The 23218-nt window shown below is 68.4% G+C and carries 23 protein-coding genes; 7 read left to right on the plus strand and 16 right to left on the minus strand.

Annotation, left to right across the window (positions count from 1 at the left end):
• The first annotated feature begins 26 nt into the window (after positions 1–26).
• Together ACFVJ5_RS03560 and ACFVJ5_RS03565 are read left to right on the plus strand one after the other, a co-directional pair.
• Complete coding sequence (locus tag ACFVJ5_RS03560; RefSeq protein WP_379218317.1) at positions 27–458, plus strand: MarR family winged helix-turn-helix transcriptional regulator; 432 nt, start codon at positions 27–29, stop codon at positions 456–458.
• A 119-nt stretch (positions 459–577) separates the two neighbouring features.
• A complete protein-coding gene (locus ACFVJ5_RS03565; protein ID WP_379218318.1) occupies positions 578–1849 on the plus strand; it encodes a glycosyltransferase 87 family protein in 1272 nt (423 codons plus the stop codon).
• A gap of 22 nt (positions 1850–1871) precedes the next feature.
• On the opposite strand, the gene ACFVJ5_RS03570 is transcribed toward ACFVJ5_RS03565, so the two are convergent.
• The 6 genes from ACFVJ5_RS03570 to ACFVJ5_RS03595 form a co-directional block, all read right to left on the minus strand.
• Positions 1872–2429 carry an SRPBCC family protein gene (locus ACFVJ5_RS03570; protein ID WP_379218319.1) on the minus strand — a complete coding sequence of 186 codons (558 nt, stop codon included), beginning with the start codon at positions 2427–2429 and terminating at the stop codon, positions 1872–1874.
• Positions 2430–2639: 210 nt separating this feature from the next.
• Positions 2640–3674: a 4-hydroxy-2-oxovalerate aldolase gene (gene dmpG, locus ACFVJ5_RS03575; protein WP_379218320.1), complete on the minus strand. Its 1035-nt coding sequence runs from the start codon at positions 3672–3674 to the stop codon at positions 2640–2642.
• 86 nt (positions 3675–3760) lie between these two features.
• Complete coding sequence (locus ACFVJ5_RS03580; protein ID WP_379218321.1) at positions 3761–4669, minus strand: acetaldehyde dehydrogenase (acetylating); 909 nt, start codon at positions 4667–4669, stop codon at positions 3761–3763.
• A 52-nt stretch (positions 4670–4721) separates the two neighbouring features.
• Positions 4722–5507 carry a 2-keto-4-pentenoate hydratase gene (locus ACFVJ5_RS03585; RefSeq protein WP_379218322.1) on the minus strand — a complete coding sequence of 262 codons (786 nt, stop codon included), beginning with the start codon at positions 5505–5507 and terminating at the stop codon, positions 4722–4724.
• Positions 5501–7003 carry an MDR family MFS transporter gene (locus ACFVJ5_RS03590; RefSeq protein ID WP_379218323.1) on the minus strand — a complete coding sequence of 501 codons (1503 nt, stop codon included), beginning with the start codon at positions 7001–7003 and terminating at the stop codon, positions 5501–5503. The genes ACFVJ5_RS03585 and ACFVJ5_RS03590 overlap by 7 nt, the downstream gene beginning before the upstream one ends.
• Before the next feature lie 14 nt (positions 7004–7017).
• Positions 7018–8073 (minus strand): 2Fe-2S iron-sulfur cluster-binding protein, encoded by a 1056-nt coding sequence (locus ACFVJ5_RS03595; RefSeq protein ID WP_379218324.1) that lies wholly within the window; start codon positions 8071–8073, stop codon positions 7018–7020.
• A gap of 193 nt (positions 8074–8266) precedes the next feature.
• Here ACFVJ5_RS03595 and ACFVJ5_RS03600 point away from each other — a divergent pair, with 193 nt between their 5' ends.
• Both ACFVJ5_RS03600 and ACFVJ5_RS03605 read left to right on the plus strand, forming a co-directional pair.
• A complete protein-coding gene (locus ACFVJ5_RS03600; RefSeq protein WP_379218325.1) occupies positions 8267–9064 on the plus strand; it encodes a mycofactocin-coupled SDR family oxidoreductase in 798 nt (265 codons plus the stop codon).
• Position 9065: 1 nt separating this feature from the next.
• Complete coding sequence (locus ACFVJ5_RS03605) at positions 9066–9893, plus strand: mycofactocin-coupled SDR family oxidoreductase (protein ID WP_379218326.1); 828 nt, start codon at positions 9066–9068, stop codon at positions 9891–9893.
• Between the two features lie 4 nt (positions 9894–9897).
• Here ACFVJ5_RS03605 and ACFVJ5_RS03610 read toward each other — a convergent pair whose 3' ends face one another.
• From ACFVJ5_RS03610 to ACFVJ5_RS03640, 7 genes are all read right to left on the minus strand, one after another.
• Positions 9898–10926 carry a hypothetical protein gene (locus ACFVJ5_RS03610; RefSeq protein WP_379218327.1) on the minus strand — a complete coding sequence of 343 codons (1029 nt, stop codon included), beginning with the start codon at positions 10924–10926 and terminating at the stop codon, positions 9898–9900.
• A gap of 84 nt (positions 10927–11010) precedes the next feature.
• On the minus strand, positions 11011–11880 hold the full coding sequence (locus ACFVJ5_RS03615; RefSeq protein ID WP_379218328.1) for an alpha/beta fold hydrolase: 870 nt from the start codon (positions 11878–11880) through the stop codon (positions 11011–11013).
• Positions 11877–12668: an SDR family NAD(P)-dependent oxidoreductase gene (locus ACFVJ5_RS03620; protein WP_379218329.1), complete on the minus strand. Its 792-nt coding sequence runs from the start codon at positions 12666–12668 to the stop codon at positions 11877–11879. Before ACFVJ5_RS03620 ends, ACFVJ5_RS03615 begins: the two co-directional genes overlap by 4 nt.
• A gap of 24 nt (positions 12669–12692) precedes the next feature.
• Positions 12693–12950: a hypothetical protein gene (locus tag ACFVJ5_RS03625; RefSeq protein WP_062989633.1), complete on the minus strand. Its 258-nt coding sequence runs from the start codon at positions 12948–12950 to the stop codon at positions 12693–12695.
• 11 nt (positions 12951–12961) lie between these two features.
• Entirely contained in the window at positions 12962–14623 is a 1662-nt protein-coding gene (locus ACFVJ5_RS03630; RefSeq protein WP_379218330.1) for an FAD-binding protein, read from the minus strand.
• Between the two features lie 11 nt (positions 14624–14634).
• Positions 14635–15006 (minus strand): nuclear transport factor 2 family protein, encoded by a 372-nt coding sequence (locus ACFVJ5_RS03635; protein WP_378987699.1) that lies wholly within the window; start codon positions 15004–15006, stop codon positions 14635–14637.
• A 106-nt stretch (positions 15007–15112) separates the two neighbouring features.
• Positions 15113–16648 (minus strand): FAD-binding protein, encoded by a 1536-nt coding sequence (locus tag ACFVJ5_RS03640; RefSeq protein ID WP_379218331.1) that lies wholly within the window; start codon positions 16646–16648, stop codon positions 15113–15115.
• A gap of 196 nt (positions 16649–16844) precedes the next feature.
• Here ACFVJ5_RS03640 and ACFVJ5_RS03645 point away from each other — a divergent pair, with 196 nt between their 5' ends.
• Positions 16845–18476: a flavin-containing monooxygenase gene (locus tag ACFVJ5_RS03645; protein WP_379218332.1), complete on the plus strand. Its 1632-nt coding sequence runs from the start codon at positions 16845–16847 to the stop codon at positions 18474–18476.
• A gap of 45 nt (positions 18477–18521) precedes the next feature.
• Here ACFVJ5_RS03645 and ACFVJ5_RS03650 read toward each other — a convergent pair whose 3' ends face one another.
• Entirely contained in the window at positions 18522–19028 is a 507-nt protein-coding gene (locus tag ACFVJ5_RS03650) for a flavin reductase family protein (protein ID WP_379218333.1), read from the minus strand.
• A gap of 129 nt (positions 19029–19157) precedes the next feature.
• Between ACFVJ5_RS03650 and ACFVJ5_RS03655 the strand changes: the two genes are divergently transcribed.
• Both ACFVJ5_RS03655 and ACFVJ5_RS03660 read left to right on the plus strand, forming a co-directional pair.
• Entirely contained in the window at positions 19158–19856 is a 699-nt protein-coding gene (locus ACFVJ5_RS03655) for a PadR family transcriptional regulator (protein WP_379218334.1), read from the plus strand.
• Between the two features lie 180 nt (positions 19857–20036).
• Positions 20037–20324, plus strand: coding sequence for a putative quinol monooxygenase (locus ACFVJ5_RS03660; RefSeq protein WP_379218335.1), 288 nt, complete (start codon positions 20037–20039; stop codon positions 20322–20324).
• A gap of 63 nt (positions 20325–20387) precedes the next feature.
• Here the strand turns inward: ACFVJ5_RS03660 and ACFVJ5_RS03665 are convergent, their stop codons facing one another.
• Together ACFVJ5_RS03665 and kstD are read right to left on the minus strand one after the other, a co-directional pair.
• Positions 20388–21362, minus strand: a complete 975-nt coding sequence (locus tag ACFVJ5_RS03665; protein WP_379218336.1) for an alpha/beta hydrolase — start codon at positions 21360–21362, stop codon at positions 20388–20390.
• A 161-nt stretch (positions 21363–21523) separates the two neighbouring features.
• Positions 21524–23218 (minus strand): 3-oxosteroid 1-dehydrogenase, encoded by a 1695-nt coding sequence (gene kstD, locus ACFVJ5_RS03670; protein WP_379218337.1) that lies wholly within the window; start codon positions 23216–23218, stop codon positions 21524–21526.

The following is a 23218-nucleotide window of genomic DNA, read 5'->3' on the forward strand; positions in this document are numbered from 1 at the left end:
ACTATATATGGTTGTATGATACAACTATGGACGCGCGGAGCACAAGAACCCAGGCTGTCGACACCATCCAGCGGGAACTCACCGCCTTCGCCCGCCGTGCCCGCGGCCGGGCCGCCGAACTGCACCCCGAGCTGAGCCTGGTCGCCTACAGCATTCTCGACCTGATCCTCGAACGTGGCGGTTGCCTGGCCACCGACCTGGCCGAACAGTTCCGGCTCGACAAATCGACCGTCAGCAGGCAGGTCGGCGCGCTCGAGAAGCTCGGCTACCTCGAACGCGCGGTCGACCCCGGCAATCGGCGCAATCACGTCCTGCACGCCACCCCCGAGGGCCGAGCCGTCGCCGGAGAGGCCGAACGCCGGCGCCGGGAGGCTTTTCAGGCGCGTTTCGCCGACTGGACGGACGCGGATGTCGCGGCCATGGCCGGTTACCTGACCCGCTACAACCGCGGCGACTGACCAGCCCCGTATTCAGCGCGTTCGGTCCGTGGGCGGGCATCCGCCTGGCTATTGCGCGAGTCACCCCCGCCGATGGGCGGTGCCCCGGCAGCGCGCGCGAGTCGGTATAGTCGCCGCGGATGAGTAGTGACACCACCCACCCCGAGCAAGAGCGTTCCCCACGCCCGATCAATCGAGCATGGTGGCTGGTGCCGGTGTTGCTCACCATTGTGTCGGTGGTCTGTGTCAGGACGCCGATCTGGCCCTTCGAACGCTATTCCGACGGGTTCATCGATCTCCAGGTCTACCGCCTCGGCATCGAGGCGATGCGCGACGGCGCCGATATGTACGGTCAGCTGCCCAAGACCACGATCGGCATCGGTCTGCCCTTCATCTACCCGCCGTTCGCGGCCATCGCACTCGCGCCGTTCGCGCTGCTGCCGTGGGGCACGGCGAAGATCCTCTACGTCGTGGTGTCGATCGCCGCGGTCGCCTGGACGCTGTATCTGGTGGCCCGCCGCTACCACCCCGACCGCAAGCAGGTCGCGCTGCTCGTCACCGCCTGCGCGGTCCCGCTGGCGATGCTGCTGGAACCGGTTCGTTCGACCATCGACTTCGGTCAGGTCAATCTCCTGCTGATGGTGCTGGTCGCCACCGACTGCCTGCTGCCGAAGACCCGCTACCCGCGCGGCATGCTGATCGGCCTGGCCGCCGCCATCAAACTCACGCCCGCTGCTTTCGTTCTCTACTTCCTGGTCCGCAAGGACTACAAGGCCGCCGCGACCGCCGCGGGCACCGGTGCGATCGCCACCATCGCGTCCTTCGCGTTCCTGCCCACCGAATCCACCCGCTACTGGTTCGGCGGCCTCGGCAACGTCTCGGGCCTGAGCGGCTCGGCCTTCCACACCAATCAGTCGATCCAGGCCGTCATGGCCCGCCTGCACATCACCGGCCTCCCGTTCGACGCGCTGTGGCTCGTGCTGGGCGCCCTGCTGCTGGTGCTGGTCGTCGCCGCGATGCGCAAGGCCGCCGACGCCCCCGCGATCGCCCTGTCGCTCAACGCGGTCTTCACGCTGCTGCTGTCGCCGATCTCCTGGTCGCACCACTGGGTCTGGATCGCGCCCGCGTTGCTGGCGATGGTCTGCCACGCCCGCACCCTGCCGGTCAGCAGCGCTCGCGGCTGGTATGCCACGACCGTCGTCGTCGCCGCGGTCTTCGTGATCGCGCCGCACAGTTTCCTGCCCGACGGCGAACACCGCGAGACCTCATGGACGTGGGATCAGCACATCATCGGCGACACGTATGTGTGGCTGGCGGTCGGGCTGGTTGTGTTGTTCCTCGTCACCGGACGCCGACCGGCGCAGCCGGCGCAGGAGCCCGCGGCGGTCGAGGAACACGCGCGGGTCGCCTGAACGTCCGGTGAACCCGGCGGCCCTATCCCGGGTGGTGCACGACGGCTACCGGGGGCGGGACAGTGATTCCGTCGGGGGCCGCGATGTCGGTCAGCTGCCGAAGGCTCGAGTCCAGGCCGAGTTGCAGGGCCTGACGAAGCACGACCGCGTCGGCGTCTCGTAGCACCTGGCCGTGCAGGCCGGTTCGAAGAGTGGCGCGCGAGAGCTCGCGCGGGTGATCGAGTTCGACCGCGAAGGTGACCGCGATACCGGTTACCGCGCAGCACGTCATCGTCCAGCTCCGGGTCGGGCTGTATTCGGTGACGACCAGCCGCACGTCGTGGAGCATGTCGAACATCTGGACCTGTGCGGCGAGTTCGAGATCGGCACCGATTCGATCCGGCGCAGATCCGGTCCAGGCGTGGAGTTCGGACATCCACGCGGCGATACTGTCCGGCTCGGACAGCAGGTCCCACAGCACATCCGGGGGGACGGGCAGGGAGATCGCACCGCTGACGTGCACCTGGTCCACGCCGTCGCCGGGCGCGCCGTCAGGCGTGATCAGCTGACCGGTCTGCCTGCGATGACTCCGCTGGGCCATGATCCCCCACTTCATCGGGACCCGGCGTGCGGTGGTCGCACGTCGACCGGTCCCGAACGGCGTGCGACAGACGATAGCCGACGCACTCGAAATGTCCATTCGGACAGTCGATTTCGCCAGCGAGACCATTTCCGCACCGTGTTCTTCGTGGAAAGTCACCATCGCCCCACGCGCGGTCCACGTGGGGCGATGGTGACCGAATCGGGTGCTTCAGACCGTGACGGAGGCTTCGCGCTGGAGTTCCAGGGCGATGTCGATGAGCTGGTCTTCCTGGCCGCCGACGAGTTTGCGTTTGCCCGCGCGGACGAGCATTTCGGCGGCGGAGACGCCGTAGCGTTCGGCTTGGCGTTCGGCGTGCTTGAGGAAGCTGGAGTACACGCCCGCGTAGCCCATCATCAGCGATTGCCGGTCGAGTAGGCATTCCTGGGGCATGGCGGGGCGGACGACGTCTTCGGCGGCGTCGGCGATGGCGAAGAAATCGACGCCGGTTGTGATGCCGAGTTTGTCGGAGACGCCGACGAAGGCTTCGACGGGGGTGTTGCCCGCGCCGGCGCCGAAGCGGCGGGTGGAGCCGTCGATCTGGGTGGCTCCGGCGCGGACGGCGTAGACGGAGTTCGCGACGGCCAGGCCGAGGTTCTCGTGGCCGTGGAAGCCGACTTGGGCGTCGGTGCCGAGTTCGGCGACGACGGCGGCGACGCGGTCGGAGACTTGTTCGAGGACCAGCGCGCCGGCGGAGTCGACGATGTAGACGCATTGGCAGCCGGCGTCGGCCATGATGCGGGCTTGTTCGGCGAGGGCTTCGGGGGGTTGGGTGTGCGACATCATGAGGAAGCCGACGGTTTCCAGGCCGAGGTCGCGGGCGTAGCCGAAGTGTTGGATGGAGACGTCGGCTTCGGTGCAGTGGGTGGCGATGCGGCAGATGGAGGCGCCGTTGTCCTGGGAGATCTTGATGTCTTCTTTGACACCGACGCCGGGCAGCATGAGGAACGCGATTTTGGCGTTCTTGGCTGTTTGGGCGGCGATGGTGATGAGTTCTTGTTCGGGGGTTTTGGAGAATCCGTAGTTGAAGGAGGAGCCGCCGAGGCCGTCGCCGTGGGTGACTTCGATGACGGGTACACCGGCGCCGTCGAGGGCGGCGACGATGTCGCGGACTTCGGTGGCGGTGAATTGGTGGCGTTTGTGGTGGGAGCCGTCACGCAGGGAGGTGTCGGTGATCCGAATGTCGAGTTCTGCGGAGAATGGCATGGTCGAGTCTCCTTACGCCCGGCTCGGCTGCGGCGGACGCAGGGCCTCGGGGGTGATGGTGTCGAGGGCTGATGAATCGGTCATGATCACACCCGCGTCGACAGGATCTGATCGGCCATGACCTCACCGACACGGGTCGCCGCGGCGGTCATGATGTCGAGGTTGCCCGCGTACGGGGGCAGGAAATCGCCGGCGCCTTCGACCTCGACGAACACCGAGACCTTCGCCAGCCCACCGGAAACGACGGACGGTTCGTCGAACTGGGGTTCGTTGAGCAGACGGTAGCCGGGCACGTATTGCTGGATGTCGGCGACCATCTGGTGGATGGAGGCGGTGATCGCGTCGTGGTCGGCGTCTTCGGGGATGGCGCAGAAGATGGTGTCGCGCATGATCATCGGCGGTTCGGCGGGGTTCAAGATGATGATCGCCTTGCCGCGCTGAGCGCCGCCGATGGTTTCGACGCCACGGCTGGTGGTCTTGGTGAACTCGTCGATATTCGCGCGAGTACCCGGGCCCGCCGAATTGGACGAGACCGATGCGACGATCTCGGCATAGGGGACCGGCACGACGCGCGAAACCGCGGCGACGATGGGAATGGTGGCCTGACCACCGCAGGTGATCATGTTGACATTCGGCGCGTGCAGGTTCACCTCGAGGTTCACCGGCGGCACCACCGCGGGCCCGACGGCAGCCGGAGTCAGATCGATCGCACGGATACCGTGGGCCGCGTAATGCGGCGCGGCGGCGCGGTGCACATACGCGGAGGTCGCTTCGAAGACGATGTCGGGCTTCTCGTCCTGGGCGAGCAGCCAGTCCACGCCTTCGGCGGAGGTTTCCAGGCCGAGCCCGCGGGCGCGTTTGAGCCCCTCACTGTCGGGGTCGATGCCGATCATCCAGCGGGGCTCGATGGATTGCGAGCGCAGCAGTTTGTAGAGCAGGTCGGTGCTGATGTTGCCGGATCCGACGATCGCGGCGGTGACGGAACCGTGGGACACGGTTGGCCTCCTCGAGGAATGGCGGCCCGGACAGGCCGCGGGTGGGATCGGCTCAGGTGAACGACAAGCGGACGGAGCCGAGTCCGGTGAAGTCGGCGCGGAAATCGTCGCCGGGTCGGGCGTCGATGGCGCGGGTGCAGGAGCCGGGCAACACGATGTCGCCCGCTGTGAGCCGCACCCCGAAGGTCGCGACCTTGCGGGCCAGCCAGGCGACCGCGATCGTCGGATCGCCGAGGACCGCGTCGCTGCGGCCTTCGGCGACGATCTCACCGTTGCGGGTGAGTACGGCGTCGATGGCGGTGATGTCGATATCGCCCGGGGCGACTCGCTCCTTGCCGAGGACGAACCCGGCCGAGGACGCATTGTCGGAAATCGTGTCGGCCAGCCCGATCTTCCAATCGGTGATCCGCGAGTCGATCAACTCGATCGACGGGGCGTAGGCGACAGTCGCGGCGAGGACATCGGCTTCGGTGCAGTCCTCGCCGGGCAGATCGGCGCCGAGCACGAACCCGACCTCGACCTCCACCCGGGGCAGCAGGAACTTGGTGGTGTCGACGGGGACGTCCTCGAAGACCTCCATGTCGGCGAGCAGATGACCGTAATCGGGCTCGTCGACCCCCATCATCTGCTGCATCGCCTTCGACGACAGCCCCACCTTGTGCCCGACGACCTTCCCGCCGTCGCCCAGCCTGCGCCGGATATTGAGCAGCTGGACCTCGTACGCGTCCACCACATCGATGCCCGGATACCGGTCGACGATGGGGGACACGGCCACCCGATCCAGCTCCGCCCGCGCCAGTTCGGCGGCGAGCTCGGTGCGCATGCCGGTTGTCAGCATCCTGGCTCCCTCTTCTCGTCTGGTGATGCCACCCCATGCTCGTGGTCGAGACGGCTCACCGGGCCGGGCTCTCCCGCTGGATGGACAGGAAATTCCGGGGCCCGGCGAGGGATCGCCGCGCACGCGGCCACCAGCACAACGGTCATGACCGCGATGGACACGAACACGAGATGTATTGCGGCGGACAGTGATTGTGGGGTCGGTGCACCGGCCCCAGCGAGGCGCGCGTTGACGATCGCACCGAAGACCGCGACTCCCACCGCGCTGCCCAGCGACCGCGCGAACATGGTGGCAGAGGTGACGACCCCGCGCTCGGCCCACCGCGCGCTCGTCTGCGCCGCGATGAGCGTGGGTGTGGCCACCAAGCCCATGCCCGCGCCCACCACGAAACACGACGCGGCGACCTGCCACAGCGCCGAATCCTCGTCGAGCAGCAGGGTCGTCACCACGCCGAGCGCCGCGACGGTACTGCCGAGCACCGCGCACGTGCGAAACCCGAAGCGCAGATACACCTTTCCGGCTCTGGCCGCGGCCAACGGCCAGCCGAGGGTGAGCGCTCCGGTGACGAGCCCCGCGACCAAGGCGCTCGACCCGAGCACACCTTGATTGAACATCGGCACATACGTGGTGAACCCGAACAGCAGCGCCCCGCCCAGCATGGCGGCGACACTGCCGGCGATCACCACCCGCCGGGTGAACACCCACAGCGGCAGAATCGGTTGCGTGGCACGCGCTTCGACGACGACGAACAGCGTGAGCGACAGTCCGGCGCACCCGAAGACCGCGATACCGACCGGCGATCCCCACGCCCACGCGTGACCGCCCTCGAGCAGTCCGAGCACCAGTGCCCCCGCACCGAGCGTCAACAGCACCGCCCCGGCGTAGTCGATGCTGCGCCGACGCCGCGGTACGGCCTCGTGGAAGTTACGGATCAGGATCCAGGCGGCGAGCGCGGCCAGCGGCAGGTTGACCAGGAAGATCCACCGCCACCCGAGATAGTCGGCGCAGATGCCACCGAGCAGCGGGCCCGTCACCGACGCCACCGCCCACACCCCGGCCAGATAGCCCTGGACGGTGGCACGTTCGGCCAACGTGTACAGATCACCCGCGATGACCATGGTCGTCGGTTGGACAGCGCCGGCGCCGATGCCCTGGACGGCGCGGAACACGATCAGGGCGAGCATGCTGCTCGCCAGCCCACACAGCAGCGAGCCCAGCGCGAACACCACGATGCCGAACAGCATCACCGGCTTGCGCCCGAAGGTGTCGGCGAGCGCGCCGTAGATCGGCACGGTGACGGCCTGGGCGAGCAGATAGCTCGTGAACAGCCACGGGAACAGCGTGAAATCGCCGAGGCTGTCGGTGATCGACAGCACCGCGGTCGCCAGGATCGTCGAATCGAGCGCGACGAGTCCGGTGGCCAGCATCAGCGACGCGAGGACCGGCCCACGGTCCGAGCCGAATCCGACATCGGGCCGCGCGGTATCGGTTGCCACAGAACACCTCTCGCTCAGAAGCGGATACGGACTCGGTCGGTGCGCGGGCGGGCCTGGCAGGCCAGGGTGTACCCGGCGTCGATGTCGTCCTGATCGAGAATCGCCGAGTTGGTCATGGTGACCTCGCCGTCGACGACGGTGCACGCACACGAACCGCACTCGCCCTCGCGGCAGGAGTAGGGGACATCGAGCCCGTCGGCGAGCATGACGTCGACGAGGGTGCGCGAGCGCGGCCAGCTCAGCGCGTGCACCGTCCCGTCGAGCTCCACCTCCACGCGCGCGGCATCCGCGTCGTCGACGGGGTCGAGCGGCTCGGGCTCGGCGAACGGATCACCCGACAGCGAGACGAACACCTCGGTGGTGATGCGTTCGCGCGGCCATCCGGCGCCCGAGAGTGCCTCGGTCACCGCCGACATGAACGGGCCGGGCCCGCACACGAACGACGCGAAGGACGGATACGGCGCGGCGAATTCGGCCAGCTGGGCCGCGGTGGGTAGGCCCTGCAGCGATTCGAGCCAGTGCGCCACGGTGATCCGGCCCGGGTACCGCGCCACGAGATCGCGCAGGGCGTCGGCGAAGATCACCGATTCCTGCTCGCGATTGGCGTAGAACAGCACCACCCGGCCCGTGCCGCGGGCCAGGGCCGAACGCAGGATCGACATCACCGGTGTGATGCCGCTGCCGGCCGCCCACAACAGCAGATCGGTGTCGAGCGAGGCCGGAGTGAAGGCGCCCTGCGGCGGCAGCACGTCGAGGGTGTCGCCGACCGCGATGTTGTCGCACAACCAGTTCGAGCCGTAGCCGCCGGGCGTGCGCTTGACGGTGACCTGCGGCGGATCGCCCGTGAACGGCGAACTCGCCAGCGAATAGCAGCGCGCCACCGGTTCGGGCCGCTCGCTCGGGATGCGCAGCGTGAGGAACTGGCCCGGCCGGAAGGCGAAGCGGTCGGCGACCGCTTCGGGCACCTCGAACACCAGCGTTCGCGCGTCCGCGGTTTCCTCGATCACCGCCGATACGCGCAGCGTCACCACCCGCGAGCTACGTGGAACGTCGACAGTCGCCCTCGTCACTGGTGTTCTCCTCGATCTCGGAACCGGTCTTGCGGAGCAACCGTCGCAGGCTCGCCGGCATTGCGGAGCCCGTGGCTCCCGGTGGCCGGGAGATCGCGGTGCACTGCCCGCTCACCGGGAAGACCAGGGCGGATGCGGTGGGCGGCGACCCTAGCGTCGGGCTCGTGGACACCAGATTCTCCGGGGGCACCCGATGAACCGCATGCAGCACACCGTCGCGCTGGTGACCGGCGCGGCCGGGGGAATGGGCCGCGCCCATTGCCGTCGGCTGGCCGAGGAAGGCGCCGACATCATCGCACTCGACATCGAGGCCGCCGCGCCCGATCTGGCCGAGACGGCACGAGAAGTCGAGGCAACGGGTCGCCAGTGCGTCACCGGTATCGCCGACGTGCGCGATCAGGCATCCCTGGACGTGGCGGTCGCCGACGGCGTCGCCGCACTGGGCCGCCTCGACGTGATCGTGGCCAACGCCGGCATCTACACCGACCTCGGCCTGTCCTGGGAACTGTCGGACCAGGCCTGGCAGCGCACCATCGACATCAATCTCACCGGCATGTGGCACACCGTGCGCGCGGCCGTTCCCGCTCTGTCCGACGGCGGCTCGGTCGTGATCGTGAGCTCCACCAACGGCATCGTCGGCGCGGCCGCCGCCGCGCATTACTCGGCGAGCAAGCACGCCGTGGTCGGGCTCGCCCGCACCTTGGCCAACGAGCTCGGCCCGCGGGGGATCCGGGTGAACACGGTGCATCCCGGCTCGGTCGCCACGCCGATGATCCTCAACGACGCGGTGTACGCCAAACTGCGCCCCGACCTGCCGAATCCGACGCAGCAGGACGCCGCGCAGGCGCTGGCCCGGCGCACGATTCTGCCCGTTCCGTGGGTGGATCCGGTCGACATCAGCAATGCCGTGCTCTTCCTCGCATCCGACGAGTCCCGTTACGTGACGGGAATCCAACTCGTGGTCGATGCCGGACTTACTCAGAAGGTGTGACATGGGACGGGTTTCGGGCAAGATCGCGCTGATCACCGGCGCCGCGCGCGGTATCGGCCGCGCACAGGCGATCCGGCTGGCCGAGGAGGGCGCCGACATCGTCGCCGTCGACATCTGCGGGCCGGTCGAGACCGTGGTGTCGCCGGGAGCGACCCACGACGACCTCGCCGAGACCGTGCGCGCGGTCGAGGCGACCGGCGCGCGGATCGTCGCCGCGACCGTCGACGTCCGCGACGGCGCGGCGCTGCGGGCCGCGGTCGACGCCGCGGTCGAGCAGCTGGGCGGCCTCGACATCGTCTGCGCCACCGCCGGAATCAGTTCCAGCGGCGGCGCACTGGAACTGACCGAGCAGCAGTGGCAGACGATGATCGACGTCAACCTGACCGGCGTGTGGCAGACGTGCAAGGCCGCCACCCCGCACCTGATCGCGCGCGGCGGCGGTGCGATGATCCTGACCAGCTCGATCGCCGGACTACGCGGCCTGGTCGGCGTCGCGCACTACACCGCCGCCAAACACGGGGTGGTGGGGCTGATGCGGTCGCTGGCGAAAGAGCTGGCCCCACACCATGTCCGGGTGAATTCGGTGCATCCGACCAATGTCGACACCCCGATGATCCAGAACGACATGGTGCGCAAGGTGTTCCGGCCCGACCGGGACAACCCCACCCGCGAGGAATTCGCCGAGGCGGCCGTGACGATGAACATGCTGCCCATCCCGTGGGTCGACCCGGTCGACATCGCCAATGCCGCCCTGTTCCTCGCCTCGGACGAAGGCCGCTACATCACCGCGGTGACATTGCCCATCGACGCGGGCAGCACCCAGCGCTAGTGCGCTAGCAACGTTCGTACCGACGCGCGAAGGACTCCCACTCCGGTGCGACCTCGCGCTCGGATGCGGGGCAGCCACCGACAAGGACCGCGACCCTGGGGCCGTCGCGCGTCACGATCGTGTAGTCGACGACAGCACCCGGCCGGGCCAGGTAACGAAGGTGCCGGTCGGCGAGTTGCGTCGCTTGCGCGGTGCTCAATTTCTCTCCGACGGGCGGGAATACCGTGACGTCCAGGGTGCGGCCCGCTGCGTCGGGCGGGTCGAGCACCGACACCTCGGCGAGGAACGGAGTGGGTTGATCGGTCAGGAACCACTCCCACAATTCGAGTTCGCCGTCGGAGGGGAAACGGGGGCGGCGGTCCGAGTGGGTCAGACTGGGTTCCAGTCTCGAGTACTGCTCGGACATGCCCTCCCCGTGCACGGGCGACACTGTCCAGTCGTTGGATGCCAGGTCCGGGAAGTCCTGGATGATTCGGCGCATCGCCGCGGTGGCACGCTGGGGTTCGGCCTCGGAGCCGGCTCGGACACTGATGGATTCGGCGTGTCCGTCCGGGTCTCCGGTGGTCTTGACGCCGTGGCTGGCCCAGTGTATCTCCGCACCGGTATCGGCCGATGACACTCGGGTCCAGGTGTCTGCCGCGTTCGCTTCCGCGTCCACGTCTCGCCCGAACCTCCAGCTCCCGGAATAGGAGTCCGTCATCCGGCGGATCTTGACCGAGGTCGAGTCGCCTCGATAGTGCGGCGGCAGCTGCTGAGCGCCCATGACACGCACGACCGACGCGGTCTCGGCGGGTGTGACGCCGTCCTCGAGCTGCACCTCGAGTCGGGATGTGTAGTAGGAGTTGGGGCCGTACGGGTGGTACTGGAACGCATGTGACGCGTCGACCACTCCGGGAAGGGCCTCGATGGCCGTCTCGATCACCCGCGACCAGCGGTTACGCTCGGCCTGATCGGGCCCTTGCGGAAAGAGCGAACATCCGGTGAGCAGGACTGCCGCCATCATCGACACGATGGTCGGCACGGTGAAGCGCATAGCAGTTCATCCTGCCAGCACGGGGTCAGCCGCGAGAACTGAAATGCGCGGGCTGCCCCATGGCAGCCCGCGCACTGTGCTGGTTCAGTGTGCGGTGTCCTTGCGGGTGAGGAAAGCCAGTACGGCCGACTCGAATTCGTCCTTGCGTTCGATCATCGCCCAGTGCCCACAGTGGGGGAACACGTGCAGTTCGGCGCGCGGGATCGTGCGCATCGGGATCAGTGCCATATCGAGGGGGCTCACCCGGTCGTCGCGGCCCCAGGTGATCAGCGTGGGTGCGGCCACCTTGTGCAACATTGCCCACGGTGGCGGTGCGTCGGAGGCCTCCATGGCCCGCACCATCATCGCGAACGCGGCCTTGCTGTACATCCGGCGAGCGCTGTCCAGCGTCGCGGGATCGGTGGCCTGGGTCCAGCGCTCCTCGATCAGTTCCTCGGTGACCATCGCCGGGTCGTAGACCATCGAATGCAGCCACTGGATCAACCGCTCGCGGGTGGGTTCCTCGGTGAACTCCTGCAGCAGTTTGATGCCCTCGCCGGGGCCGGGGCTGAACAGGTTGCGGCCGATGCCGCCGATCGTCACCAGCTTGCCGACCCGCTCCGGGTGGGCGATGGCGTAGTTGAGGGCCACGCCGCCACCCATCGAGTTGCCGATGATGTCGACGCTGTCCAGGCCGAGCGCGTCGACGAAACGGACCACCGCGTCGAGTGCGGTGACCATCGGGTGTCCGCCGAAATCGTCGCTCACCCCGAAGCCGGGGAATTCCAGGACGAGACAACGGAAGCGTTGTGCGAAGACCGCGAGATTGCCGCGGAAGTTGCGCCACCCGGTGACGCCGGGACCTGATCCGTGCAGCAGTAGCAGCGGCGGTCCCTCGCCCGCTTCGTGGTAGCGCAACACACCCGCGTCGGTGGTGACCTCGCGCAGCGTGCCCTCGTAGCTCAGGTCGGTCATGCGTGGGTACCGCCGTCGATGCGGATCTCGGTGCCGGTGATGAAGGCGCCGTCCTCGGAGACGAGCATCGCGATCACACCCGCCACCGCGGTCGGGTCACCCATGCCCGCGCCGCCGGATTCACGGTCGGTCGGCAGTACGGGAGACAGCTTGGAGAACAGTGCCCAGTCGGAGTCGGCGGGCACGTATCCCGGTGTGGCGTCGGTGATTCCGGACTTGATGCTGCCGGGCGCGACGCAGACCGCGCGCAGGCCCTTGCCGCCGTACTCGAGGGCGATGGCGTGGGTGAAGGACTGGATGCCACCCTTGCTCGCCGCGTAGGCCGCCATGTACGGGTGCGCGAACGCCGCCGACGTCGAGCTGAAGTTCACCACGGTCGCGCGCGGGTTGGCCAGCAGCGCGGGCAGCGCCTCGCGCACCACCAGGAACGTGCCGGTGAGGTTCACCCGGATGATGAGGTCCCACAGGTCGAGGGAGGTCTGCTCGGTGTGCGAGGCGCGCAGGATGCCCGCCGCGTTCACCAGCGAGTCCAGGCCGCCGAGGGTCTCGATCGAGGACCGGACGCCCGCGATCACCGACTGTTCGTCGCCGATGTCGAGGGTCAGGGTGGTGAGCCGGTCGGCGGTGCCGCGCTCGGCGGCCTGGGCGCTGGTCGCGGCGAGGCCGTCGGCCGAGACATCGGCGGCGACCACCGTGGCGCCCTCGTCGAGCAGCCGGAGCGCGGTGGCCTGGCCGATGCCCGAGGCGGCGCCGGTGACCAGCGTCCGGTGGTTGTCGAGTCTGTTCATGGGGTTCTCTCCTGGTCTTGGGTGTCAGCCGAGTCGGCCGGGAACCGGTTCGTGGCGGAGCTGATCGGTCGCCAACGCGCCTGCGCGGACGGCGTCCTCGATGGAATCGCGCAGGGCGGGGCAGGTGGGGATCCAACTGCTGTGCTCACCGAGTGCCGCGCGCCGAGCGAACTCGGGGCACGCGGACTCGGCGTCGTCGAGCCACTGGATGCTGGTGTGGCTCGGACTGAATTTCTCCGCCAGCACCTTGTTGCCGCAGGAAGCGCATTCGACGGGTTGCATTCTCGCCCGCCTCATCGCTCGCCGGCGGCATGGCGCGCGCCGATGTAGCCGAACACCATCGCCGGACCGATCGTCGCGCCCGCACCCGCGTAGTCGTTGCCCATCACCGCGGCGGAGGTGTTGCCCACGGCGTAGAGGCCGGGGACAGGGGACCCGTCGGCGCGCAGCACCTGGGCGTCGGCGTTGTAGACCAGGCCGCCCTTGGTGCCGAGGTCGCCGATCCGCACCCGCAGCGCGTAGAACGGTCCCTTGTCCAGCACATCGAGGGCGGGCGTGGCCAGCGTCGGATCACCGTAGTAGTTGTCGTAGGCGCTGACACCGCGGCCGAAGTCCGCGTCGTGCCCGTCGCGAGCGAAACCGTTGAAACGTCCGACGGTGTCGCGCAACGCATCGGCGGGCACGCCGATCGCGGCGGCCAGCCCTTCGATGTCGGGCGCGGACTGGATCAGGCCGGTCCCCGACCACGAGGCCGGGAACTTCTGGCCGGGCAGGATGCCGCCGATCGGGTAGCGGCTCTTGGCTTTCGCGTCGAAGACCAGCCAGGCCGGATCGTGGCTGCCCTTCAGCTGGGCGTGCACGAACGTCACATACGGCGATGCCTCGTTGGTGAACCGCTTGCCCGTGCTGTCGACGATGATCGAGCGCGGGATCGAGCGCTCCGACACCAGCACCTGGTTGATGCCGTCCGGGCGCTGGAACGACGGCATCCACCACGCGTCGTCCATGAGATCGACTGCCGCGCCGATCTTTTCGCCCGCGATGATGCCGTCGCCGGTGTTGTCCGCTGACGCCGCGCTGAAGTTGTCGCGCCCGCCCTCGGGCAGGTGGTCCTTGCGCATGGCCTGGTTGTATTCGAACCCGCCGGTGGCCAGCAGCACACCGTCACGCGCCCTGATCCGGATCTCGCGGCCGTCGCGCTCGGCGAGCACGCCGAGCACCGCGCCCGCGTCGTCGGTGATCAGCGAGCACAACGGAGTGTCGAGCCACAGCGGCACTCCCGCATCGCGCACGGCCAGGCGCAGCCGGGCGATCAGTGCCCGGCCGAGGGTGTCCATGTGCCTGCGCAACACAATCGCCTTGATCGCCCGCAGGCCGGTCAGCAGCGCGGTCCAGCGTGCCTTCCAGGTGCGGGTCACCATGTTGAGCTGGACGAAGTCCTTGGAGGTGATGAACAGCCCCGGCGGTGTCGCGAGCGCGGCGGGACGCAGCAGATCCTCGTCGGCGCCGAGCTGTTTGAGATCGACCGGCAGCGGCTCGATGGAGCGGCCCGCGGGCCGTCCGCCCGGTGCTTCGGGGTGATAGTCGGAATAGCCGGCGCACCACTGGAAACGCAGGTGCGGGCTGGTCTCGAGGAAGGCCAGCATGCGCGGGCCCTCGTCGATGAACGCGTCGAGGTTGGTCGAGGGCACCCGATCGCCGACCACGGCGTCGAGGTAGGCGCGCACGTCGGCGCGGGAATCGCCGAGGCCCTCGCGCAGCAGCGTCGGGTTGTTGGGCACCCAGATGCCGCCGCCCGAGAGCGCGGTGCTGCCGCCGTAGACCGAGGCCTTCTCGATGACCAGGGTGTCCAGGCCGCGATCGGCGGCGGCGAGCGCGGCGGTGAGTCCGCCCGCGCCGCTGCCGACGACGAGAAAGCCGACCTCGTGATCCCAGTGTTGTTCGGTCGCAGTCATCTCCGCCTCGCTCAGCCGACGACCATGTCGTCCTGGGACCAGAACGCGCGCATGCTCACGATGCGGGCGTCCTCGTCGAAGGTCATGACATCGATCGGATCGAGGGTGAAGGTCTGCTCGCCGAACTTGGTGACCACCCGGAAGCTGAACGCGGCGCTGTTACCCGCGACGCGGACGGAGAACAGTTCGGTCGAACGCTCCAGCGGCTCGATGTTCTCGTAGAACTTCGTGATCGCCGCGTGCCCGACATGCGGTTCGGTGCCGACCGGGTCCTCGACCGTCGCGTCCTCACGGTAGAGGGCGACGACGTCGGCGGCCGTACCGCTGCCGACGGCCTCCACATATTTGCGCACCGTTGCGCGAATGTCGTCCGCTGAAGCCATCGTGTCGCTCCTGAAATGTCGAAAGGGATGAGTATGTGAACCGAACCACATCCGGTGGCTCGGGTGCCCCGGTCTCTCCCGGCCAGCGGGAAAGACCGGGGGTGGGTCATTCGCCGAGGATGTGGCGGACGGCGAGGTGGCTGAACAGCATCGACGCGCCGATCGGATTGCCGCCGCCGGGGTAGACCTCGCCGCTCACCGCAGCCATGGTGTTGCCCGCGGCGTAGAGGCCCTGGATCGGCTCGCCGTCGCGGCCGAGAACCCGTGCCGCGCTGTCGGTGCGCAGCCCGCCCTTGGTGCCCAGATCGGAGATGCCGAACGCCGCCGCGTGGTACGGCCCCTTGTCGATGGTCACCAGCGGCGGTTCGCCGTTGGAGAAGGCCCGGTCGTAGGCCTCGTCGCCGCGCCCGAAATCGGGGTCGACACCGGTGGCGACCGTCGCGTTGAACCGCTCGACGGTGGCCTCCAGGTTCGCCGCGGGCACGCCGATCTTCGCGGCCAGCTCGGCGAGGGTGTCGGCGGTGTGCCACAGACCGGCCTCGACGTACTTCTCGGTCTCGACCATGGCGACATTGGTGGCCTTGATCGGCGGCACCTCGCCCTCTTTGTCGTCGTAGATCATCCAGAACGGCAGGGTGAGCCCGCGGTCGTTCATCTGGCGGATCACCTCGCGGCCGAGCCGGTCGTAGGGCGCCGATTCGTTGACGAACCGCTTGCCGTCCTGATCGACGAAGATGCCGCCGGTGAACCACAGCGCGAACGCCGAGCGGCCGTCCGGATGGGTCAGTCCGGGCGACCACCACGCCTGATCCATCAGATCGGTGTCGGCGCCCGCCGCGATGCCCGCCTGATGCGCCCAACCCTGATTTCCCCAGGGCCCCATGGTGTCTCGCGCCTCGCCGGGCACACCGTAGTGCTTGCGCAGCTCGGTGTTCTGCTCGAAACCGCCTGCCGCGAGGATCACGCCGCGGCGCGCGCGGATCGCGACCCGGGCGCCGTCGCGTTCGACGATCGCGCCGGTCACCACACCGTCCTCGACCACCAGTTCCACCAGCGGCGAATTCAGATGCAGCTGTGCGTGCGGGTAACTGGAGATCGCGCGCAGCATCCGCCCGATCAGCGCCTGACCGCCGATCAGCAGGTCCTGCGGGGGAGCGCCGAGCCGGTCGGTGTCGAGCGTGCCACGCAACGATTCGCGCAGCGGACCCATCTCCGCGGCAGGCAGCGGCGTCGGCATGATGTGGCGCTGACCGTCGAGCCGGGCCTTGGGCGCCTTCCCGAAGTAGTCCGGCCACGGCAGCACCATGAACGCGAAATGGTCGTCGGCTTCGAGGTATTCGATGAGATCGCGGCCCCGGCGCACGTAGGTCTGCTGCAGCTCGTCGGGGGTGCGGTCACCGACCACGGCGCGGTAATAGGTCAATGCGTCGTCGATGGTGTCGTCGGTGCCCGCCCGCTCCAGCACCGGGTTGCAGGGGAACCACACCCCGCCGCCGCCCGAATACGCCGTCGTGCCGCCGAACTTGTCGGTCGCCTCGACCACCGCGACGCTGAGTCCCTCGCGGGCGGCGGTGTAAGCGCCGGCCAGGCCACCGCCCGACCCCGCGACCAGCACATCCACCTCGTCGTTCCAGTCCACCACTGTTTCCTCCTGGTACCACCTCGAATTGCGCTCGACGGTAGGCCCGGCGCCGGTGGTCGTGGGGCGACTCTCCCGATCACCGGGAGAGCATCGATGCGCGAATGTGCCGGTCAGCGGGAAGGGGACCTGCTCGAACGCGGTGCGCGTCCTTAGCGTCGCCCGCAGAGAAACCGGTCTCCATCGAAAGGTAGGCACTGTGAACCCCGAGACCCCATCGGCACCAGCGAAAGGCCCGGCCGACGTCGACGTGGTCGTCGTCGGTGCGGGCATCGCCGGCCTCTACGCGCTGCACCGCTTCCGCGGCAGTGGCCTCACTGTGCGGGTGTTCGAAGCCGGCGACGGCGTGGGCGGCGTCTGGTACTGGAACCGCTACCCGGGCGCGCGCTGCGATGTCGAGAGCGTCGACTACTCGTACTCCTTCGACGACGCGTTGCAGCAGGAGTGGAACTGGAGCGAGAAGTACGCCACCCAGCCCGAGATCCTGGCCTACCTCGAGCACGTCGCCGACCGCTACGACCTGCGCCGCGACATCGAATTCGCCACGCGCGTCACCGATATCGTGCTCGACGAACAGACCCTGCGCTGGCAGGTCGACACCGACACCGGCCGTGCGGTCTCGGCGCGGTTCGTCGTGCTGGCCACCGGCCCGCTGTCCAATGCCAACACCCCGGCCATCGACGGACTCGACACCTTCGCCGGGCAGATTTTGCACACCTCGCACTGGCCGCACGAAGGAGTCGATCTCACCGGCCGCCGGGTCGGCGTGATCGGCACCGGCTCCTCCGGTATCCAGACGATCCCGTGCGTGGCCGAGCAGGCCGAGCGGTTGCACGTGTTCCAGCGCACCGCCAATTACAGTGTGCCCGCCGGTAATACGCCGCTGACCGAACAGGACCGGGCCGCGCAGAAGGCGGACTATCCCGAGCGCAGGCGGCTGTCGATGGCCAGCGGCGGCGGTTCGCCGCACCAGGCGCACCCGGAATCCGCGGTCGCGGTGAGCGCGCGGGAGCGGCGCGAGGCCTACGAGAAGCGCTGGGCGCTGGGCGGTGTGCTGTTCAGCAAGACCTTCCCCGACCAGCTCACCACCCTCGCCGCCAACGACACCGCCCGCGAATTCTGGGAGGAGAAGGTGCGGGCCGTGATCGAGGACCCGCGCGTCGCCGATCTGCTCGTCCCGCACGACCACCCCATCGGCACCAAGCGGATCTGCACCGACACGAACTACTACCAGACCTTCAACCGTGCCAATGTCGAGCTGGTCGACCTCAAGGCGACACCGATCACCCGGATCGACGCCGCGGGCGTGCACACCACCGACACGCACTACCCCCTCGACACCCTCGTGCTCGCGACCGGCTTCGACGCGATGACCGGCTCGGTGTCGCGGATGAACATCGTCGGCCGGGGCGGCGAGACGCTCAACCACGCCTGGCGCGAAGGGCCGAAAACCTATCTGGGACTGGGGATGGCAGGGTTTCCGAACCTGTTCAACCTCACCGGTCCCGGCAGTCCGTCGGTGCTGGCCAACATGGTGCTGCATTCGGAACTGCACGTCGACTGGGTGGCCGAGGCGATCGGCTTCCTCGATGACAGGGGGGCCGTGGCGCTGGAGGCACGCCAGGACGCGGTGTCGGAGTGGGTGCTCGAATGCGTGAACCGGGCCGCGGGAACGCTGATGACACAGGCGAATTCGTGGTACCTGGGCGCGAACATCGAAGGCAGGCCACGGGTGTTCATGCCCTTCGTCGGCGGTTTCGGCGTCTACGGCGCGATCATCGCCGAGGTCGCGGCCGCCGGCTACAAGGGCTTCGACGTCATCGAGGCGTGAACGGCGACGACGGGGTGGTCCGCATCGGACCACCCCGTCGTCGTGTCAGGCCGTGAAGCCGCCGAACCCACCCTTGTAGAACAGCAGCGGCTCGCCGCCCTCGGTAGCCCGCAGGTCGCCGATGCGGGCGAGCACCACGGTGTGGTCGCCCGCATCGTGCTCGAGCTCCACCGTCACCTCGATCTGGGCCAGCGCCCCGGCCAGCGCGGGCGCGCCGTTGCCCGCCCTGTCCCACTCGACGCCGGCGAACTTGTCGGCCCCGCTCACCGCGAACTGGCGGCACAGCGCGCTCTGCTCCTGCGCCAGGATGTTGATGCACAGCGCGCCCGCCGCACGCAGCAGCGGCCAGCTGGTGGAACTCTTGGCCGGGCAGAACGACACATACGGCGGGTCCAGCGACACCGAGACCACCGACTGACAGGTGAAGCCGAGCGGTCGCGTCCCGTCGTGGGCGGCGATCACCGCGACGCCCGTCGCGAAGTGACCGAGCACTCTGCGCAGGTCAGCGGGGGCCGGGATACCTGCGTCGACGACGACGTTGTCCGCATTCATAGAGGTCCTTCCGAACGGAATTCGATACTTCTCAGAATCCGGGAAGATCGGGCGGCGGCTCAAGACGCCCTCCCGGTCAGCGGTTGCTGATGGGTGAATTCCGAGAAGACCGGTTGCTAGCATTCAGCCATGGCTACCCCTGACCCCGACTCCGGCGTGCCCAACCTGCCGCCGACCAGCTGGGCGGTGCTCGCCATGCTTTCGTACGAGGAGGAGATCTCCGGCTACGACCTGAAGAAGTGGGCGGACTGGAGTCTGCGCTACGTCTACTGGACCCCGTCCTACAGCCAGATCTACGCCGAACTGAAGAAGCTCGAACAGCACGGCTTCGCGAGTTCGCGACTCGATCCCGACAACACCATGCGCGCCAGGCGGCTGTACCAGATCACCGCGGAGGGCCGGGCCGCGGTGACCACGTGGTGGAACAAGGCGCCGGTCGACCCGTCGGTGCTCAAACACCACGTGCTGCTGCGCGTCATGTTCGGCCATCTCGGGTCCCCGGATCGGCTCAAGCAGATCCTGCACGACCACATCGCCGACGTCGACAAACTCGCCCAACGCGCCGCGATCGACGCCGAAGCCGCGAAATCCGAACCGGGCTGGGCCTATTCGCAGCTCGTGCTGCAATGGGCGCAGCGCCACTACGCGACCGAACGCGACCTCGCGCAGCAGTTGATCGATGACATCGACAACGCGGCCACTGTCCTGTCGGGCGCCGAACACGACGAACGCGCCGACTACCCCCATCCGACGCCGGGTCGCTGGCGCGAGATCGAGCAGCGCGTGCGCGCAGAGGAGCTCGAGCAACACGGCCCGGCAACAGACTAGGCCCTGTTCTTCTACAGTGGGTGAAGCCACTGTGCTGGTTCAGATCTTGCAGCGTCCCGCGAAGGCTCGCAACGGAAGGCCCGCGCTGGTGATGATTCCCGCGGTTCGCGGATCTGGGGGTCGATGCGGCCCAGCCCGCTACCGATCGCCGGTACTGTCGCACGGAAAAGGAGAGAAATCATGATCGCAGTCATCGCCGAGGTGACCGTCAAAGCCGGTGCGGGTGCGGAGTTCGAATCCGTCGTCGCCGATCTCGTCGAACAGATCAAGGCCAATGAGCCGGGCAATCTGACCTACCAGCTGGTGCGTTCGAGGACCGATGCCGATCACTACCGGTTCTTCGAACTGTATTCCGACGACGCCGCGGTCGAAGCCCACGGCCGGTCGGATCATTTCCGCGCGGCAGGCAAGTTGATGGCTCCCTTGCTGGCGGCCGCGCCGAAGATCGAGTACTTCACCGCGGTCTGAACCTGAACCGCCTACTCGGAACGCGGGCAGGAAAGATCTCGGGAGGGGCGCTACCGGTGCCGATCACCGCGGGTCCCGAGGGAGGTCGAGCATCTCGCGCACCATAGCCCAGATCTCGGTGCGCGCGGCGACGGTGGCGGCGAGGGACGGGATGCTGAGGAATCCGTGGAACAGCCCGGTGTAGCGCCGATAGCGGATCGCGACACCGTCGGCTGCCAGGCGCTGGGCGTAGGCGTCCCCGGCCGAACACGGCGGGTCCAGTTCGGCGGTGATCACCACCGCGGGCGGTAGACCGGCCAGCGAGTCCGCCCTGGTCGGCACGAGCCGCACGTCGTCGGTGCCGTGCGGTGCGTAGTTCGCCCAGTACCACCGCATGGCGCTGGTCGTGTTGTAGTGGCCCGTGCCGAATCGGCGGTAGGACTCGGTCTCGAAATCGTCGTCGATCACCGGATAGATCAGAATCTGGGCCGCGATCTGCGGCCCACCGCCGTCTCTGGCCGCGATGGCCACGGTGGCGGCGAGATTGCCGCCCGCGCTGTCACCGGCCACCGCGATCCTCGACGGGTCGCCGCCGTGGGCGCCGGCATTCGCGGCGGCCCACCGCAGCGCCGCGAACATGTCGTCATGGGCCGCGGGGCCGGCGTGCTCGGGCGCGAGCCGGTAGTCGACCGAGACCACCACCGCACCGACACCCGCCGCCATCGAGCGGCAGAACTCGTCGTGACTGTCGAGATCGCAGAACACGAAGCCGCCGCCGTGCGCGAACACGATCACCGGCAGCGGTGCGCGGTCGTGATGGGGCCGGAACACCCGCAGCGGCAGCGGGCCGCCGGGTCCGTCGATCGTGAGGTCACGTGCCTCGCGCATATCGGGAAGTCGTTGCAGCGGTGCGCGTCTGGCGCGGATCGCGGCACGCGCCTCGGTCGCGGCCATCGTGGCGACATCGGGGAATCCGGCGTCGAGCGTGGCGAGCACTGCCGCGACTTCCGGATCGGGAACCGCACCGGGCCCGGTGGTCGGGAAAGTTCGCACAGTCACTGGTCCTCCTGGTTTCGGCGACGGAATCGGCGGTCGAGCACGTCGCCGGCCTCACCGTAGGACCGGCCCGGGGCGATCCGAACCGTGTTCTCCCACTGGGCGGAAACACCAGGTCGTCGATCAGCTGGGTTGGTCGACCGGTTGTCGCCTGCGGCGGATGGTCACAAGTTGTTCTGATCTGTGGTGGCGATGTGGTGGGCGGCCAGGTAGGCGAAGACGATCGCCGGTCCGATGGTGGCGCCGGGCCCGGCATAGGTGTGGCCCATGACAGGTGTCGCGGTGTTGCCCGCGGCGTAGAGACCTTCGATGACGGTGTCGTCGGCGCGCAGGACTCGGCTGTGTGTGTCGGTGACCAGGCCGCCTTTGGTACCGAGGTCGCCGGGCACCAAGCGGGCCGCGTAATAGGGGCCGGTTGCCAAGGCTCCGAGGTTGGGATTGGGGCGTTGACGGGGGTCGCCGTAATAGCGGTCGTAGGCGCTCTCACCACGACCGAAGTCCTCGTCGACGCCGGTGCGGGCGAAGGTGTTGAACCGGTTCACCGTGCCGGTGAGGCGCTCGGCGGGCACGCCGATCTTGTCGGCGAGTTCACCGATGGTGGCGGCGCGGGTGAGCACGCCGGTGTCGAACCAGCGTCGGGGCAGGGGTTGACGTGGGGGAAGTCCGGCGAACAGGTAGCGGTTACGGTAGCGCTGGTCGAAGATCAGCCAGGCAGGCAGGTTTTCCGCGGGGCCGTCGCCCTGGCCGTACTCGCCGCCGTACATGCGGTGCACGGCTTCGACGTAGGGCAAGGATTCGTTCATGAACCGAAGCCCGCGGTCGTTGACGATGAGACTGCCGGGCAGGTTGCGTTCCGCCAGACAGAACCACGGTTGACGAGGTAGTGGGATGGATGGCCCCCACCAGGCGTCGTCCATGAAACCGGTCGCCGCGCCCACGGCCGCACCGGTCGTGATGCCGTCGCCGGTATTGGCGGCGGCGCCGACCGTCCAGTCCGCGCCGATGGGTGCGCGCTGATGCAGTTGTCGTAGGGCGGGATTGCGTTCGAAGCCGCCGCACGCCAGGATGACCCCGGCTCGCGCGGTGATGCGGTGTTCGCCGTCGCCGCGGCGCACGATGGCGCCGGTGACCCGGTCGCCGGTGCGGATCAGCTCGAGAAGCGGGGAGTCGAGCAGCAGCGGGATCCCGGCGTCGAGCATCCCTTTGCGCAACATGGCGCTCAACGCCTGGCCACGAGCGAGCAGATGGCGGCCCCGGATTCGGGCGGTCAGCCAGCGCGTGGCGATTCGGATCGCACGCCAGGGCGCCCGGAGGTTGCGCAATCCGAGGTGAATCTGACGGAAGTCGGCTTGGGTGAGCACGAAGTTGCGGGGGGCCTTGGAATAGTCGGGTTCGAGGGTGGCCAACTCCGCGCCGAGCACTCGCCCGTCGAAGGGGGCGGGTTCGACCGAGCGGCCGTGGCCGCGCCCACCCGCGGCCTCGGGGTAGTAGTCGCTGTATCCGGGGACCCAGTGCATCCGCAGCGGGCTGTGGGCAGTGAGGAAGTCGAACACCGGCGGCCCATGGTCGATGTAGGTGTCGATCATGTCCTTGTCGACCGCGGGGCCGATGATGGTGGTCAGGTAGGTGCGCGCGGCCTCGACATCGTCGGCGGGTGCTTCTCGGCGCAGCACGGCGTTGCCCGGAATCCATATTCCCCCTCCGGATCTGGCTGTCGATCCGCCCCAATGGGTGGCCTTTTCGATGACGAGCACCGAAAGCCCGTGGTGGGCAGCGGTGATCGCGGCGGTCATCCCGGCGGCGCCGGACCCGACTACCAGCACGTCGACGGAGTCGGTATCACTGTGTTCTGGTTGCAT

This window comes from Nocardia sp. NPDC127606, from assembly GCF_042671725.1.
Lineage (GTDB): Bacteria > Actinomycetota > Actinomycetes > Mycobacteriales > Mycobacteriaceae > Nocardia.